The organism is Mesorhizobium sp. M1E.F.Ca.ET.045.02.1.1, from assembly GCF_003952485.1.
Lineage (GTDB): Bacteria > Pseudomonadota > Alphaproteobacteria > Rhizobiales > Rhizobiaceae > Mesorhizobium.
This window is the reverse complement of sequence record NZ_CP034447.1, coordinates 2,399,444-2,414,344: the sequence shown is the minus strand read 5'-3', so window position 1 is coordinate 2,414,344 and position 14,901 is coordinate 2,399,444. Positions and strand designations below refer to the sequence as shown.

Annotated in this window: 16 protein-coding genes; 11 read left to right on the top strand and 5 right to left on the bottom strand. The window is 64.5% G+C overall.

The genetic code is table 11. From position 1 onward, the window contains the following. The first annotated feature begins 239 nt into the window (after positions 1–239). A complete protein-coding gene (locus tag EJ070_RS11720) occupies positions 240–2,573 on the top strand; it encodes a response regulator (RefSeq protein WP_126091511.1) in 2,334 nt (777 codons plus the stop codon). 101 nt (positions 2,574–2,674) lie between these two features. Here the strand turns inward: EJ070_RS11720 and EJ070_RS11715 are convergent, their stop codons facing one another. The 3 genes from EJ070_RS11715 to EJ070_RS11705 form a co-directional block, all read right to left on the bottom strand. Beyond that, entirely contained in the window at positions 2,675–3,529 is an 855-nt protein-coding gene (locus tag EJ070_RS11715; protein WP_126091510.1) for a lytic transglycosylase domain-containing protein, read from the bottom strand. A gap of 4 nt (positions 3,530–3,533) precedes the next feature. After that, positions 3,534–4,784, bottom strand: coding sequence for a flavodoxin-dependent (E)-4-hydroxy-3-methylbut-2-enyl-diphosphate synthase (ispG, locus tag EJ070_RS11710; protein ID WP_126091509.1), 1,251 nt, complete (start codon positions 4,782–4,784; stop codon positions 3,534–3,536). A gap of 280 nt (positions 4,785–5,064) precedes the next feature. Next, positions 5,065–5,244 carry a YdcH family protein gene (locus EJ070_RS11705; protein ID WP_126091508.1) on the bottom strand — a complete coding sequence of 60 codons (180 nt, stop codon included), beginning with the start codon at positions 5,242–5,244 and terminating at the stop codon, positions 5,065–5,067. Positions 5,245–5,482: 238 nt separating this feature from the next. Between EJ070_RS11705 and EJ070_RS11700 the strand changes: the two genes are divergently transcribed. Beyond that, positions 5,483–5,686, top strand: coding sequence for a DUF465 domain-containing protein (locus tag EJ070_RS11700; RefSeq protein ID WP_126091507.1), 204 nt, complete (start codon positions 5,483–5,485; stop codon positions 5,684–5,686). Between the two features lie 24 nt (positions 5,687–5,710). Here EJ070_RS11700 and EJ070_RS11695 read toward each other — a convergent pair whose 3' ends face one another. Then, the gene (locus EJ070_RS11695) at positions 5,711–6,511 is read right to left on the bottom strand and encodes an IclR family transcriptional regulator (RefSeq protein WP_126091506.1); all 801 of its coding nucleotides are present in this window, start codon (positions 6,509–6,511) and stop codon (positions 5,711–5,713) included. Between the two features lie 128 nt (positions 6,512–6,639). On the opposite strand from EJ070_RS11695, the gene EJ070_RS11690 reads away from it, so the two are divergent. The 6 genes from EJ070_RS11690 to EJ070_RS11665 all read left to right on the top strand — a co-directional run bounded on the left by EJ070_RS11690 (position 6,640) and on the right by EJ070_RS11665 (position 11,467). Further along, the gene (locus EJ070_RS11690; protein WP_126091505.1) at positions 6,640–7,512 is read left to right on the top strand and encodes a transporter substrate-binding domain-containing protein; all 873 of its coding nucleotides are present in this window, start codon (positions 6,640–6,642) and stop codon (positions 7,510–7,512) included. A gap of 115 nt (positions 7,513–7,627) precedes the next feature. After that, the gene (locus EJ070_RS11685; protein WP_126091504.1) at positions 7,628–8,293 is read left to right on the top strand and encodes an amino acid ABC transporter permease; all 666 of its coding nucleotides are present in this window, start codon (positions 7,628–7,630) and stop codon (positions 8,291–8,293) included. After that, positions 8,293–8,943 carry an amino acid ABC transporter permease gene (locus EJ070_RS11680; RefSeq protein ID WP_126091503.1) on the top strand — a complete coding sequence of 217 codons (651 nt, stop codon included), beginning with the start codon at positions 8,293–8,295 and terminating at the stop codon, positions 8,941–8,943. The genes EJ070_RS11685 and EJ070_RS11680 overlap by 1 nt, the downstream gene beginning before the upstream one ends. A 4-nt stretch (positions 8,944–8,947) precedes the next feature. Beyond that, entirely contained in the window at positions 8,948–9,742 is a 795-nt protein-coding gene (locus EJ070_RS11675) for an amino acid ABC transporter ATP-binding protein (protein WP_126091502.1), read from the top strand. 37 nt (positions 9,743–9,779) lie between these two features. After that, the gene (locus EJ070_RS11670) at positions 9,780–10,241 is read left to right on the top strand and encodes a RidA family protein (RefSeq protein WP_126091501.1); all 462 of its coding nucleotides are present in this window, start codon (positions 9,780–9,782) and stop codon (positions 10,239–10,241) included. Positions 10,242–10,261: 20 nt separating this feature from the next. Then, a complete protein-coding gene (locus EJ070_RS11665) occupies positions 10,262–11,467 on the top strand; it encodes an aminotransferase class V-fold PLP-dependent enzyme (protein ID WP_126091500.1) in 1,206 nt (401 codons plus the stop codon). A gap of 13 nt (positions 11,468–11,480) precedes the next feature. Here EJ070_RS11665 and EJ070_RS11660 read toward each other — a convergent pair whose 3' ends face one another. Continuing rightward, the gene (locus tag EJ070_RS11660; RefSeq protein ID WP_126091499.1) at positions 11,481–12,374 is read right to left on the bottom strand and encodes a LysR family transcriptional regulator; all 894 of its coding nucleotides are present in this window, start codon (positions 12,372–12,374) and stop codon (positions 11,481–11,483) included. Positions 12,375–12,471: 97 nt separating this feature from the next. On the opposite strand from EJ070_RS11660, the gene EJ070_RS11655 reads away from it, so the two are divergent. From EJ070_RS11655 to EJ070_RS11645, 3 genes are all read left to right on the top strand, one after another. After that, positions 12,472–13,221 carry a glucose 1-dehydrogenase gene (locus EJ070_RS11655; protein WP_126091498.1) on the top strand — a complete coding sequence of 250 codons (750 nt, stop codon included), beginning with the start codon at positions 12,472–12,474 and terminating at the stop codon, positions 13,219–13,221. A 99-nt stretch (positions 13,222–13,320) separates the two neighbouring features. Continuing rightward, a complete protein-coding gene (purE, locus tag EJ070_RS11650; protein ID WP_126091497.1) occupies positions 13,321–13,818 on the top strand; it encodes a 5-(carboxyamino)imidazole ribonucleotide mutase in 498 nt (165 codons plus the stop codon). Then, entirely contained in the window at positions 13,815–14,891 is a 1,077-nt protein-coding gene (locus EJ070_RS11645) for a 5-(carboxyamino)imidazole ribonucleotide synthase (protein ID WP_126091496.1), read from the top strand. The genes purE and EJ070_RS11645 overlap by 4 nt, the downstream gene beginning before the upstream one ends. Positions 14,892–14,901: the final 10 nt, after the last annotated feature.

Here is a 14,901-nt window from a genome sequence, read left to right as displayed (position 1 = left end):
GTGGCCAAGCACCCGCTGGTTACAGATCTGGTCACATCGGGCTTGAAGCACCTATCCTGATGCGACAGTCATCGAGGAACTCGGTCCTTCCCGGAGGCGTGATTGGCAAGGCCGTTCTGGAACAACTACGACCGTTGGTGTCGTCGCCGGCGATGTCTGGCCGCGCACCAACGAAATCTTAATGTAAATCAAGCGTAATCCCGACCGTTAAAATTGTGCGTACGGGTTTGGGGTTGCGCATGCCGGAGTACTCCTCCTTCATCCGGTCGATCCGGATTCGCTATATTTCGGGATTGCTCGTCTTCGCGCTGGCTTCGGCCGCCGTCATGTTCGCGCTCAACCGCGTGAATTCATACCGTCACGAGGTCGACGCGCTGAGCGGCAACTTCGTCATCTTCTCCCGCGACCTGCGCAACGCCACCAATTTCGCCGAGACGACCGGAACGGCCTGGCGGGCCGAGACGCGCGAGGCGCTGACCACCGCCGCGCGCGGCCATTCCGAACGGCTGACGGGCGAGATCGAGATCCTGAACGCGCAGCTTGCGGCGATCAGGCCGCGCCTGTCGAACAACACCCTCAACGCGCTGGAATCCGCTTCGGTGAACGGCGATCTGTTCTGGTCGGCGCGCGACATGGTACGCAACTTCAACCTGATGTCGGTGGCCCAGAAAGTCGACGAATGGAGCTATCGCGAGATCCGCAACCAGAACGATCTTTTCGCCCAGCCGATGCTGGTGCGCGTGCGCACCGCGCTCGACGACGAGCGGCACCTCGCCGACGCTTCCAGCGACCGGCTGCTCTTGTGGGCGAGCGGCCTGCTGATCGCCGTGATCGCCATCGCGGCGATTCTGATCTTCCGGCCGATGGAGAACGCGATCCGCCGCGCCTTCGCCGAAACCGCCGCATCGCTGTTCAAGGCGGAAGCGGCCGACCGCGCCAAGTCGGAATTCCTGGCCAATATGAGCCATGAGATCCGCACGCCGATGAACGGCGTGCTCGGCATGGCCGAGCTTCTCGCCAAGACCGAGCTGACGCCACGCCAGAAGACCTTCACCGACGTGATCGTCAAATCCGGCAACGCGCTGCTCACCATCATCAACGACATCCTCGATTTCTCGAAGATCAATGCCGGCCAGTTGACGCTCGACCCCGCGCCCTTCCGCCTGGCCGAGGCGGTCGAGGACGTGGCCACCCTGGTTTCGGCCCGGGTTGCCGAAAAGAACCTCGAGCTCATCGTGCGCGTCGATCCGCGCTTGCCGGCCTTCGTCGTCGGGGACGCCGGGCGCTTCCGCCAGATCGTCACCAACCTGCTCGGCAACGCGGTGAAGTTCACCGAGAAGGGGCATGTGCTGATCGATGTCGGCGGCGATGTTGTCGACGGCGTGGTCCAGCTCAAGGTCCGCGTCGAGGACACCGGCATCGGCATTCCCGCCGAGAAGCTGCAGAGCGTGTTCGAGAAATTCGCCCAGGTCGACGGCTCGTCGACCCGCCGTCACGAAGGCACCGGCCTCGGCCTCGCCATCTCCGCCCGCCTCGTCGACCTGATGGGTGGCAAGATCGGCGTCGAAAGCGAGATCGGCCGCGGCTCGGTCTTCTGGTTCGCGGTGCCGCTGCCGGCGCACAGCCAGGCAGCGCGTGACGAGATCGTGCCGGTCGACGTCACTGGCGCCCGCGTGCTGGTCATCGACGACAATCCCGTCAATCGCGAGATTCTGCTGGAGCAGTTAAGAAGCTGGAGCTTCGATTGCGCCGCGGCCGAGAGCGGCGCCGTCGGCCTTGCCTTCCTCGACCGCGCCTGCCAGCTCGGCGCATCGGTCGACTGCATCATCCTCGATTACCAGATGCCCGGCATGAACGGCGCCGACGTCGCCAGGTCGATCGCCGCCGACAGCCGCCTTTCCTCCATTCCTGTCGTGCTGCTCACCTCGGTCGACCAGGTCGATTTCGGCAGGATGGTGATCGATTTCGGCATCGTCGCGCATCTCACCAAGCCGGCGCGTTCGGCGGTGCTGCTCGGCACGGTCATTTCCGCCATTCAGAAGGCGCGCACGCAGGGCGCCAAGGCGCATTTCGTGCGCGAGCCGGTCGTGGCCCAGCCGGCCGCGCCGGCCTTCACCGTCATCCGCGGCCCGGTCGTTCCTGTCCCGGCCGCGCCGGAATCGACCGCCGCGCCGAGCGGCCCGATCGACATCCTGATCGCCGAGGACAATGACGTGAACCAGTTGGTCTTCGGCCAGATCCTCAGCGGCCTCGGCTTGAGTTACCGCATCGCCGGCAATGGACGCACCGCGGTCGAAATGTATCGTTCGCTGCGGCCGCGGCTGGTGCTGATGGACGTCTCCATGCCGGAGATGAACGGCTACGAGGCGACGCGCGCCATCCGCGCGATCGAGGAGCAGAACGGCAGCCACACGCCGATCATCGGCGTCACCGCGCATGCGCTGAAGGGCGACCGCGAGAAATGCGTCGAAGCCGGCATGGACGACTATCTGCCGAAGCCGGTTTCCCCCGACCGCCTCGGCGCCAAGATCGGCACCTGGCTGAGCGAAACCGTGGCGGCGAAGACGGCTTGAGCATCCATTGACTAAAGACGGGTCTCTACAAAGACTGCCGAGTTCCCGCCAACCCCCCCTCTGTCCCGCCAGCATCTCCAATTTCGTTGCGATGCGTAAAGCTACCGATTGCGCATAACCACGCACGCCCCGCCGACGCTGTGCAGCTTGTTGCAGATACCGTTGGCCTCGGCGCGCGAGTCGGCGCCGATTCTGACCGCATAGATGCCGCGCCGGCCGATCGGCGTTCGCACGCGACTCACCACCGGATCGTGGCTGGCGAGCAAGGCCGGGAACCGGCCGCGCACCCTCAACCACTGGCCGATCGCCGCGGAGCGGCGGAAATTGCCCGCCACCTGGACGCCCCACGGCTTGACGTTGATCGAGGCCATGGCGACTGTCTGCGACATGATCACCGGCAGCCGGCGGCAGGCGACTGCGAAGCTGGTCTTCGGATCGAGCGGCTGGATGGTCCCGGCGTAAGCGGTGTCGGAGAACTTGTCGACCGGTTCGCCCATGACGTCGAAGACGTAGCTTTCGGTCTCCATCGGCAGGAAGCCGCCGGAATCCAGCCAGCGCGACACGCGGTTCTCGCCGGCATTGTAGGCAGCGGCGGCGAGGCCGAGATTGCCGTAACCCACCTTCATCTCGGCGAGATATTTCGCTGAAGCCGGGATGGCCTGCTCGATGTCGAAGGGATCGGCAAGCCCGCGCAGCTTGGCCGTGCCCGGCATGAACTGGGCGATGCCTTCCGCGCCGACCGGGCTCACCGCATTGGGGTCGAAACGACTCTCCTTCCAGATCAGTCGGGCGAAGAAATCCTTGGGCAGGGCGTTTTGTTCGGCCTGCGTCTCGATCAGGTCGCAGACACGGCCGATCAGCCGTTTGGCGGCCGATTGCGGCGGATCGGCCAATGCTTCGCCGGTCCAGCACAACCCCAAAACCAGGAAAAGCGTCGCCTTCCATAAACGACGCATGGGCTCATTCCGCAGCGGCTTTGCCGTGTCCGTACCGCTGCTCGATATAGTCGGCGACCATCTTCTCGAAATCCTGCGCGATCGAGGGGCCGCGCAGCGTCGCCGCCTTCTTGCCGTCGATGAACACCGGCGCCGTCGGCGTCTCGCCGGTGCCGGGCAAAGATATGCCGATATCGGCATGCTTGGACTCACCGGGGCCGTTGACGATGCAGCCCATCACCGCGACCTTGAGGTTCTCGACACCGGGATATTTCTCGCGCCATACCGGCATGTTCTTGCGGATGTCGGCCTGGATGCTCTGGGCCAGTTCCTGGAACACCGTGGACGTCGTGCGGCCGCAGCCCGGGCAGGCCGCGACGATCGGCACGAACTGCCGGAACCCCATGGTCTGCAAGAGTTCCTGCGAGACCTGCACCTCGCGGGTGCGGTCGCCATTCGGCTCCGGTGTCAGCGAGATGCGGATCGTGTCGCCAATGCCTTGCTGCAGGAGGATGCCCATCGCCGCGGATGAGGCCACGATGCCCTTGGTGCCCATGCCGGCCTCGGTCAGGCCAAGATGCAGCGCATGGTTGGAGCGCGTCGCAAGTTCGGTATAGACGGCGATCAGGTCCTGCACGCCGCTCACCTTGGCCGACAGGATGATCTTGTCGCGCCCAAGCCCGATCTCTTCGGCCAGCTCGGCCGACAGGATCGCCGACTGCACGATCGCCTCGCGGGTGACCTCCTGCGCGGTGAGCGGCGAGCCCTGGGCCTGGTTGTCGTCCATCAGCCGGGTCAACAGATCCTGGTCGAGCGAGCCCCAGTTGACGCCGATGCGTACCGGCTTGTCGTATCTGATCGCCATTTCGACGATCGCCGCGAACTGCCGGTCCTTCTTCTCCTTGAAGCCGACATTGCCGGGATTGATGCGGTATTTCGCCAGCGCCTCGGCGCAGGCCGGGTGGTCGGCGAGCAGCTTGTGGCCGATATAGTGGAAATCGCCGACCAGCGGCACATTGACGCCGAGCCTCAACAGCCTTTCCTGGATGCGCGGCACGGCCGCGGCGCTCTCGTCGCGATCGACGGTGATGCGCACGATCTCCGAGCCGGCGCGATTGAGCGCCGCGACCTGCGCGACGGTCTGGTCGACATCGGCCGTGTCGGTGTTGGTCATCGACTGCACGACGACCGGCGCGCCGCCGCCGACCATCACGTCGCCGACCGAAACACCAATCGATGTCCGGCGCGGGAAAGGAGAAGAAAAATATCCGGTCATGCCGGCCGCCTTTTGCTTGGAGCAGGGATGCTCAAGGGTCCGGGCATGAGGTGGAGGAGCAAAGATGGCTTGTCAATGGCAAGCGGCAGGCAGCCGGTCAAATCGGTTGCCTGACTGATTGCCGAAACCACAAGTCCCTACTCCGGCGGCGAAGGTGTCCAAGCTGCGCCGCCGCTGCCGAAACTGGTCAAAATCCGGAGTAAGACCCAGACGCCGGTGGCATGACAGCCACCGGGTGGATGATTGCGCCGCAATGGCGGCTATGTTGCCTAGAGGAGCTTCAGTGTGCCGTCGGTTTCGCCTTCAGCTTTTCAATCTCGTCCTTGATTGCCAACTTGCGCCGCTTGAGATTGGCGATCTCGAGGTCGTCTACCGAAGGATGCATCATCGCATCGGTGATTTCGCGCTCGATGTCGCCGTGCTTCCGCTGCAGCTCATCAAGATGGGATGCAAGAGACATGATTGGTTCTCCCTTTCATGGTTTCCTCGATTGCAGCCGTCGCAGCCACGTTCCACCGCAGGTCGCTACTGTGACGGCACGGTGACACTTTGCCACCAACCAATCTCGATGTCGAATGCCGCGTGGTAGCATTCCACGACAATGTGAAATGTGATATGGGCTGCCCGCCGGTCACAAACCCCACCGGCCCCGCCCAGACAGGCCCATCCTTGGGCGACGCATACGCAGACGGTAGATAATGTCCGAACAGGAACAGGCTGAGATACGCCTAGAATATTCCCGGCTCAAACAGGAACACGCCGATTTCGACGCCGCCATCAACGCGATGATCGCCATGGGCTGCGACCCGCTCCAGGTCCAGCGCATGAAGAAGAAGAAGCTCCTTCTGAAGGACCGGCTGATGGCGCTGGAAGACCGCATCATCCCCGACATCATCGCCTGACCGGAGCTTTCCTTCGCTCGAAGGCTACGAGATCGAGAGCCGTGCCGCGCGCTCGCGCAGCAGCGCGACCAGTTCGCCTGTCCGCTCCTCTGACGTATCGATCGGGACCACCAGGCACATCGTCGCCTCGATCTTGCCGGGCGACGAGAAGACCGGCGCCGCGAGGCATTTGGTGTAGGCGTCGACAAGGCCTGACGTCACGCAATAGCCGGTGACGCGGGCTTTTCCGATATCATCGACAAAATCATCGAGCTCGATCTTGCGGCCGTCCGGCAGCACGAGATCCTCTTCCGAGATCATCGCCTCGATACGGTTCCGTTCGAGGCCGGCGAGCAGCAGCCGGCCGGAAGCGGTCCAGGGAAGCGGTATCTGCAGCCCGGTGGCCGAGCTGATGCGGAACGGCCGGGTACCGGGGCTCGAATGGACGATCGTGTAGCGGCCGCTCTGCAGCATGCAGAGCTCCGAGGTCTCCCCCGTCTCGCGCGACAGCGTGTCGACCTCCTGCCGCCCGCGCCTGAGCAGATCGTTGCCGCGCATATAGGCCATTCCATAGAGGTAGAGCTTCTTGCCGAAATAGACGCGATTGCCGTCGCCGGCCATCTCCAGCAGCCCGGCATCGACCAGCTCGCGCACCAGCGTATAGGTCGTCGAACGCGGCGCGTTGAGCCCTTTCGCCAGCTCGCCGATACCGATCGCGCGCTGGTTGGCGTGCAGGAACTCCAGAATGTGAAGCACCCGGTTCAGGCCCTTCTCGCGTGAATTGGCAGGCTTCTCTTCATCCACGCCGGCGGCCTGCCATTCGCTCTGCGTCTTGCCATCTTGCATTGTCGATTCCTAATGCTAGTATCTGTCTTGTACAGGATACATGCGTCTCTTGTAAGAGACAATACCTATCGATCACCGGCGCATGCATCGCTGCTTCATTGGGGAACACACCATCAAAGGAGGTCGCCGTGAACGACACATCCGGCAGACGTGATTTTCTGAAATTGGGAATGGCGGGACTTGCCGCCGCCGGCGCGCTCACCGCGGTCAGCGCCGAAAAGGCAGCCGCGCAAGCCGCATCCGACAGCGTGCTGCGCACCGCGCTCGACCGCGGCAAGCTGATCGTCGGCACCGGCAGCACCAATGCGCCCTGGCATTTCGAGAATGATGCCGGCGAGCTGGTCGGCATGGACATCACCATGGGGCGCATCCTCGCCAAGGGCCTCTTCGACGATCCGACCAAGGTCGAGTTCGTCATGCAGGATCCGGCGCAGCGCATCCCGAACGTGACCACCAACAAGGTCGACATCACCATCCAGTTCATGACCATGAGCGCGCAGCGCTCGCAGCTCATCAACTTCTCCAGGCCTTACTATGTCGAGGGCGTCGCGCTGCTGACGCTGCCTTCGTCCGAGAACAAGACCTTCGACAAGCTGCTGGCCGGAGGCTCAGCCACCCGCGTCTCGATCCTGCAGAATGTCGATGCCGAGACCTCGGTGCATTACGCCTTGCCGCAGGCGCAGGTGATGCAGATCGACACCCAGGCCAACGTGCTGCAGGCGCTGGAATCCAAGCGCGTCGACGCCGCGGCGGTCGACCTCTCCACCGTGCGCTGGCTCGCCTCGCGCAATCCGGACAAGTATTTCGATGCCGGCAAGAGCTGGTACTCGATGCTTTACGGCGCGGCGCTGAGACAGGGCGATCTCGACTGGCTGACCTTCGTCGACCAGACCTTCACCATCGCCATGTTCGGCCATGAGACGGCGCTCTACGATGCCGCCTTCAAGGAATATTTTGGCCAGGAGCCGCCGCCGCGCCACCCTGGCTTCCCGGTCATCTGAAAAGGCCCATTTCACAAGCCGGCGGAAGGCGATGTCCTTCCGCCTGTTTCTCCTCGACACGGGCCGTGCGACAATGAATCCTAGGTTCGCCATCGCAGGCCATTGAGACGGACGCATGGGCTATACGCTCAATTTCAATCTGATCTGGCGGCATTTCGACAAGCTCTCGGGCGGCCTACTGCTCAGCCTCGAGCTTGCCGTGATCTCGATCGCCATCGGCATCGTCATCGGGCTGGTGCTGGCGGTCTGGTATGTCTCGGCCGGACGCATCGTGCGCGGCATCATTGCGGCTTACGTGGAATTCATCCGCAACGTGCCGCTGATCCTCTTGGTCTATCTGGTCTTCTATGGTCTGCCGACCGTCATCGACATCGCCTACAGCGCGCAGACCTCCTTCGTGGCGACCCTGGCCCTCTATAGCGGCGCCTATCTGGTCGAGGTGTTCCGCTCCGGCCTGGAGGCCGTGCCGCGCGGCCAGATCGACGCCGGCAAGGCGATCGGCCTGACGCCCTGGCAGCGGCTGCTGCATGTGCGCCTGCCGACGATGATGCGCATCACGCTGCCGGCGCTGTCCAACACCTTCATCTCGCTGTTCAAGGACACGTCCGTCGCATCCGTCATCTCGGTGCCGGAGCTGACCTACGGAGCGCAGTGGATCAACTTCAACACCTTCCGCATCGTCGAGGTCTATCTCGTGGTCACGGCGATGTATCTGGTGACGGGCTACGCCCTGCTCTTCGCCCTGCGGCTGGTCGAGCGCTGGTACAGGACGGCGCGCTGATGTTGAGCCAGATCGCCTATGCCCTGCCGTTCCTCGCCGAAGGCTTCGCGCTGACGCTCTGGGTGTCCTTGCTCGTTGTGGTGCTGTCGCTGATTGCCGGCGTCATTCTCGGCGTCGGCCTCGTTTACGGGCCGGCGCCGCTGCGCTGGGCGGTGCGCATCTTCAGCGACACCATTCGCGGCATTCCGATCCTGGTGCTGATCTTCTTCGTCTATTACGGCCTGCCGGCCGTCGGCGTGCATCTCCAGTCCTTCTGGGCGGCGGTGCTGGCGCTGACCCTGTTCAAGACCGCCCAGGTCGTCGAATATCTGCGCGGCGCGGTCGCCTCGATCCCGAAGGGCCAATCGGAAGCGGCGATGGCGATCGGCCTGACCTTCCGCCAGCGGCTTGCCTACGTCATCTTCCCGCAGGCTTTCCGCCGCTTCCTGCCACCCTGGATCAATGGCGTCACCGACGCGGTGAAGGGCAGCGCGCTGGTCTCGCTGCTCGGCATCACCGATCTGATGCAGGCCATCAACCAGGTCATCGGCCGCACCTATGAGGCGATGCCGCTCTATATCCTCGGCGCCCTGCTCTATTTCGCCGTCAACTACGCGCTTTCATACGCCAGCCGGCGGCTGGAGCAGCGCTTCGCCTTCATCCGGGAATAGCACGATGGCCACCAGTTCCAACGACAGCGCAGCGCTTCTCGACATTGCCGAGGTCTCGAAATCCTTCGGCTCGGTCGAGGTGCTGCGCTCGGTCAGCCTCAAGGTGGCGAAGGGCGAGGTGGTCACCGTCATCGGCCCGTCCGGCAGTGGCAAGACCACGCTGCTGCGCTGCGTCAACTTCCTCGAAAGCTACGACAGCGGCTCGATCCGCATCGACGGCAAGGAGGTCGGTTTCCGCGACGGCGGCGCGCGCCAGCGGCGCAGCGAGCGCGACTTGGCCGCCATGCGCGCCGAGACCGGCATGGTGTTCCAGGGCTTCAACCTGTTCCCGCATCTGACGGCGGCCGGCAACATCATGCTCGGCCTCACCAAGGTGCGCGGCAAGAGCAAGGTCGAGGCGCGCTCGATCGCCGAGCATTGGCTGGGCCGCGTCGGCCTCGCCCACAAGGCCGACAGCCTGCCGGCGGAGCTTTCCGGCGGCCAACAGCAGCGCGTCGGCATCGCCCGCGCGGTCGCCATGGAACCAAAGATCCTCCTGCTCGACGAGATCACCTCGGCGCTCGATCCGGAACTCGTCGGCGAGGTGCTGGCCGTGGTGAAGAGCCTCGCCGAGGACGGCATGACCATGGTGATGGTGACGCACGAAATGGCCTTCGCCCGCGATGCCTCCAGCCGCATCGTCTTCATGGCCGATGGCGGCGTCAGCGCCGTCGGGCCGCCGAAAGAGGTTCTCGCCGCGGAGACGACTAATGAGCGTCTTCGCACGTTTCTGGCGCGCTTTCGCGCCTCGCAATTCTGAAATCGGACGGCCTTCGCCGTCCAAGGAGCATTCTTCCATGACGCCTTACACCCGGCTCGCCGAACTCGGCCTGACGCTGCCCGAGCCGCCGACGCCCATCGCCAACTTCGTCACCCATGCCGAAAGCGGCCGGCTGATCTTCCTGTCCGGCCAGGGGCCGCTGCGCGCCGACGGCACGCTCTGCACCGGCAAGGTCGGCGAGGACGTGACCGTCGAAGAAGCCTATGAGCATGCCCGCCTCACCGGCCTCAACCTGCTTGCCGTCATGCATGCGGCGGCGGGCGATCTCGGCCGCATCGTGCGCGTGGTGAAACTGCTCGGCTTCGTCAACGCGACACCGACCTTCAGCGACCACCCAAAAGTCGTCAATGGCTGCTCCGACCTCTTCGCCGAAGTCTTCGACAGGATCGGCGGCCATGCGCGCTCGGCGATCGGCGTCGGCTCGCTGCCTGGTAACATCACCGTCGAAATCGAAGCGGTCGTCGAGATCGCGGCCTGACCTTCATGGAGTCCACTGCAATGAAAACCTATTCCGACACCGGCTCCAACACCACGATCCGCGAGCGGCTGGGGCTGCGTCCGATCATCAACGTCTCCGGCACGATGACGACGCTCGGCGCCTCGATCATCGTTCCCGAGGCGATATCCGCCATGGCCGAGATCGCCTCGCAATGGGTGGAGATGGACGATCTGCAGCGCGCCGCGAGCACCGTCGTCGCGCGCCTTACCGGCGGCGAGACCGGCTTTATCACCGCCTGCTGCGCCAGCGGAATCACCATGGCGATCGCCGGCGCGATGACCGGCACCAATCTGCTCGCCATCGAACGGCTGCCGGACGACAACGAAGGGCTGAAGTCGGAGGTCGTCATCCAGCTCGGCCATATCGTCAATTACGGCGCGCCGATCGACCAGTCGATCCGTGTCGCCGGCGCCAAGGTCGTGCCGGCGGGCACCGTCAGCGTCACCCAGGACTATCACGTGCGCGAGGCAATCAACGAGCGCACGGCGGCCGCACTCTACGTCGTCGCGCACCACACCGTGCAATACGGCATGCTTTCGCTGGAGGAGTTCTGCGAGATTTGTCATGCCAAGAATATTCCGGTGATCGTCGACGCGGCCTCGGAATACGATTTGCGGAGCTTCCTCGCGCGCGGCGCCGATATCGTCGTCTACAGCGGCCACAAATTCCTGAGCGGCCCGACCAGCGGCATCGTCACCGGCCGCAAGGACCTGGTGCGCGCCGCCTATCTGCAGAATCGCGGCGTCGCGCGGGCCATGAAGGTCGGCAAGGAAAGCATCGCCGGCACCATGGCCGCGCTCGAGGCCTGGGAGAAGCGCGACCATGCCGGGATCCGTCGCCGCGAGGAGGCGGCGCTCAATCTGTGGAAGGACGCACTCCAGGGCATTCCCGGCATCGGCGCTGAGATCATTCCGGATCCGACGGCCAATCCACTCGACCGCCTGCAGGTCTTCGTGCGCCCGGAAAGCCGCTTCACCGCCGCCGGCCTCGCCTCGGCTTTAGCCGCCGGTTCGCCGCCGGTCATCGTGCGCAACCACGAGGTCGAGCGCGGTCACTTTTTTCTCGACCCCTGCAACCTTCACTCCGGCGAGGCGGAGATCGTCGCCGAGCGCCTGCGCGCCGTGCTGACGGCGAAGGAGCGTCCTGCGGATGCGATGAAAGCGGCGCGCAAGGATCCGGCCAGCGCGCTGCGCTGGCCGGACTAGCACCGGCCTGCAACTACCTTGACAGGGCGGCCATCCGGCCTGCGAGGAAATCAACGAACAGGCGGGCCCGGACCGGCAGCTGCCGCCCGAACGCGTGCACGATATGGACCGGCATGGTAGGCATCGCCACCCCGGGCAGGATGCGAACCAGGCGACCAGCATCGAGATCGTTCTGCACCGCAAACTGCATCAGATGAGCGATACCGGCTCCAGCAAGCGCCGCCTGCCGGATGGCGCCCCCGTCGTCGGTGTCGAGGCGCCCGTTCGGCACGATCTGTGTGCCGTTCGCAAAAGTGACGGGATAGGGCCGCCCTGCCATCTGGTGGCGGATGAAGTCGTGGTCCTGCAGCGCGTCTATCGAGGCCGGGTGGCCCCGCCGCTCGATATAGACGGGCGCGGCGACCAGCACGATCGGAAGATTGCCGATCTTGCGGGCGACGAGACCGGTGTCGGACAGGTCGCCTAGGCGCACTGCCATGTCGTAGCCCTCACGAATCAGGTCGGCATGGCGGTCGGTGACGCTGAGCTCCAGTTTCAGTTCGCCATGTTGCGAAAGGAAGAGCTCCGCCCACGAGGCGATCAGGCCGCGCCCGAGCTCGATGGGTGCGGTGACTCGCAACAGGCCCCGCGCCGTATCGGCCATCTGGACGATATCTTCAGCGTCGTCGAGCGCCCTCAGCAGCGGCGCGACCCGCTCGTAATAGGCGATGCCTTCGCTGGTCAGGCCGAGGTGGCGCGTCGAACGTTGGATCAATCGCACGCCCAGCCGCCGTTCCAGCCGCGCCACGCTTTTCGATACCGCCGACGGGCTGGAGCCGAGCAGACGGCTGGCTGCGTGAAACGAACCGGCATCGACGGTGCGAACGAAGGCGACAAGACCGGCGGTCTTTTCGAGGATTGTCGTCATTCCAGAATTCAGGCACCAAAGAAATGATCAGGCTGATCCTAATACGCCTTCCGATCATCACCAGATACGGCTCATCATCAACACAAGGAGAGATTTGATGAGCAGACTGGCCGAAAAGGTCGCTATCGTCACCGGCGCTTCGAAAGGCATCGGCGCCGCCATCGCCAGAGGATTGGCGGCAGCCGGCGCTGCCGTGGTCGTCAACTACGCCACTTCCAAGGAAGGTGCTGACCGCATCGTTGCGGAGATCAAGGAAGGTGGCGGCCGGGCGATAGCCATCCAGGGCGACGTCTCGCTGGGCGACGACGTGCGCCGTCTGTTTGAGGCGGCGAAGTCGTCCTTCGGCACCATCGACATTCTGGTCAACAATGCAGGCGTGTTCGAATTCGAGCCGCTGGAAGCCGTAACCGAGGCCGAGTTCCATCGCCAGTTTGACACCAACGTGCTGGGCACGATCCTGACCATCCAGGAAGCGGCGAAACATTTCGGCCCAGCGGGCGGCAGTGTCATCAACATCAGCTCGATAGCCAGCCTGAACCCGCAACCCAATTCGCTCATCTATGCCGCAACCAAGAGCGCGGTGGATTCGATCACGCTGTCAATGTCCCGGGAACTCGGGGCTCGCAACATCCGCGTCAACGCAATAGCTCCGGGCGGCGTCGACACCGAGGGGCTGAAACGGGTAGGCGTCGTAGGCAGCGAGTTCGAAAAGGAAATCATTGCGAAGACCCCGCTCGGCCGTTTCGGCCAGCCCGAGGACGTCGCCCGAGTTGCGGTCTTTCTCGCTTCCGATGAGGCGTCTTGGCTAACCGGTGAGCGCATTGCCGCCTCTGGTGGCTGGCGATAGGCGTCGGCCGGAGCATCGATCGTGCGCAAACGCGTCCGAATCCTTGCGGCTCGTAGCGAATTCCGCTAAGGCGCGCCTTTGCCGCCGGGAGCGATACCCTTGACCGATCAGCGTGCCGACGTCGCCATCATCATGGGCAGCCAGTCCGACTGGGCGACGATGCGCCAGGCGGCGGAAACGCTGGATGCGCTGGGCATTCCGCACAAAAGGCTGATCGTCTCGGCGCACCGCACGCCCGACCGCCTCTATGAATTCGCCAAGGGCGCCAAGGCGGCCGGCTACAAGGTGATCATCGCCGGCGCCGGGGGCGCGGCGCATCTGCCCGGCATGACGGCGGCTATGACGCCGCTGCCGGTCTTCGGCGTTCCTGTCGAATCCAAGGCGCTGTCGGGCCAGGATTCGCTGCTCTCCATCGTGCAGATGCCGGCCGGCATTCCGGTCGGCACTTTAGCCATCGGCAAGGCGGGCGCGGCCAATGCGGCGCTTCTCGCCGCAGCCGTGCTTGCGCTGAACGACGAAAAACTCGCCGCCCGACTCGACGCCTGGCGCGCGGCCCAAACTGCCAAGGTCGCCAGCGAGCCGGCGGACACGCCGTGAGCCTGGCGCCGGGATCGACCATCGGCATCATCGGCGGCGGCCAGCTCGGCCGCATGCTGGCGATGGCAGCGGCGCGCCTCGGCTACCGCACAATCGTGCTGGAGCCGCAGGCCGATTGTCCGGCGGCGCAGGTCGCCAACCGGCAGATCGTCGCCGCCTATGACGATCCGGGAGCGCTTGCCGAACTCGCTGTCGCCAGCGCCGTCGTCACCTATGAATTCGAGAACGTCCCGGTTGCGGCGGCGGAGACGCTTGCCGCACGCGTTCCGGTCTATCCGCCGGCCCGCGCCCTTGAAGTCGCGCAGGATCGCGTGACCGAGAAGAGTTTCCTGAACGGCATCGGCATCCCGACGGCGGAATTCTGCCCCGTCGACAATGACGACCAGCTGACGGTGGCGCTGAGGAAATTCGGCGGCAGCGGCGTTTTGAAGACGCGGCGCATGGGTTATGACGGCAAGGGCCAGCGCGTCTTCCGCAACATGGAAACCGGCGGCTTTGCCGGCGCCTGCGAGGCGATGGGCAATGTGCCGCTGATCCTCGAATCGTTCGTCGCCTTCGAGCACGAGATTTCGGTGATCGCCGCGCGCGGACTTGACGGGAGCGTTGCCGCCTACGATCCGGCCGAGAATATCCACCGCGAGGGCATCCTGCGCAGCTCGACGGTACCGGCCACGATCGGGCCGGAAACTGCCGCGGCGGCGAAGGAGGCGGCGGCGAAAATCCTCTCGGCGCTCGGCTATGTCGGCGTCATCGGCATCGAATTCTTCGTCCTCGCCGACGGCTCGCTGCTGGCCAACGAGCTGGCGCCCCGCGTCCACAATTCCGGCCACTGGACGGAGGCCGCCTGCCTCGTCTCGCAGTTCGAGCAGCATATCCGCGCCGTCGCCGGCCTGCCGCTGGGCTCACCGGCCCGACATTCCGATTGCGTGATGGAAAACCTGATCGGCGACGACATGCTGAAGGTGCCGGCGCTGCTCGCCGAACCCGACCTGATGCTGCATCTCTACGGCAAGGCCGAGTCACGCCCCGGCCGCAAGATGGGTCATTTCACCCGGATCAGCCATAAAAACTGACCAGCGTTGG

Excerpts from the sequence above, each read along its gene's own strand:
- EJ070_RS11670 (WP_126091501.1), top strand. The coding sequence starts at position 9,780 with ATGACGCCTTACACCCGGCTCGCCGAACTCGGCCTGACGCTGCCCGAG.
- EJ070_RS11705 (WP_126091508.1), bottom strand. The coding sequence starts at position 5,244 with ATGTCTCTTGCATCCCATCTTGATGAGCTGCAGCGGAAGCACGGCGAC.
- ispG (WP_126091509.1), bottom strand. The coding sequence starts at position 4,784 with ATGACCGGATATTTTTCTTCTCCTTTCCCGCGCCGGACATCGATTGGT.
- EJ070_RS11685 (WP_126091504.1), top strand. The coding sequence starts at position 7,628 with ATGGGCTATACGCTCAATTTCAATCTGATCTGGCGGCATTTCGACAAG.
- EJ070_RS11680 (WP_126091503.1), top strand. The coding sequence starts at position 8,293 with ATGTTGAGCCAGATCGCCTATGCCCTGCCGTTCCTCGCCGAAGGCTTC.
- EJ070_RS11655 (WP_126091498.1), top strand. The coding sequence starts at position 12,472 with ATGAGCAGACTGGCCGAAAAGGTCGCTATCGTCACCGGCGCTTCGAAA.
- EJ070_RS11715 (WP_126091510.1), bottom strand. The coding sequence starts at position 3,529 with ATGCGTCGTTTATGGAAGGCGACGCTTTTCCTGGTTTTGGGGTTGTGC.
- EJ070_RS11695 (WP_126091506.1), bottom strand. The coding sequence starts at position 6,511 with ATGCAAGATGGCAAGACGCAGAGCGAATGGCAGGCCGCCGGCGTGGAT.
- EJ070_RS11665 (WP_126091500.1), top strand. The coding sequence starts at position 10,262 with ATGAAAACCTATTCCGACACCGGCTCCAACACCACGATCCGCGAGCGG.
- EJ070_RS11700 (WP_126091507.1), top strand. The coding sequence starts at position 5,483 with ATGTCCGAACAGGAACAGGCTGAGATACGCCTAGAATATTCCCGGCTC.
- EJ070_RS11720 (WP_126091511.1), top strand. The coding sequence starts at position 240 with ATGCCGGAGTACTCCTCCTTCATCCGGTCGATCCGGATTCGCTATATT.
- EJ070_RS11675 (WP_126091502.1), top strand. The coding sequence starts at position 8,948 with ATGGCCACCAGTTCCAACGACAGCGCAGCGCTTCTCGACATTGCCGAG.
- EJ070_RS11660 (WP_126091499.1), bottom strand. The coding sequence starts at position 12,374 with ATGACGACAATCCTCGAAAAGACCGCCGGTCTTGTCGCCTTCGTTCGC.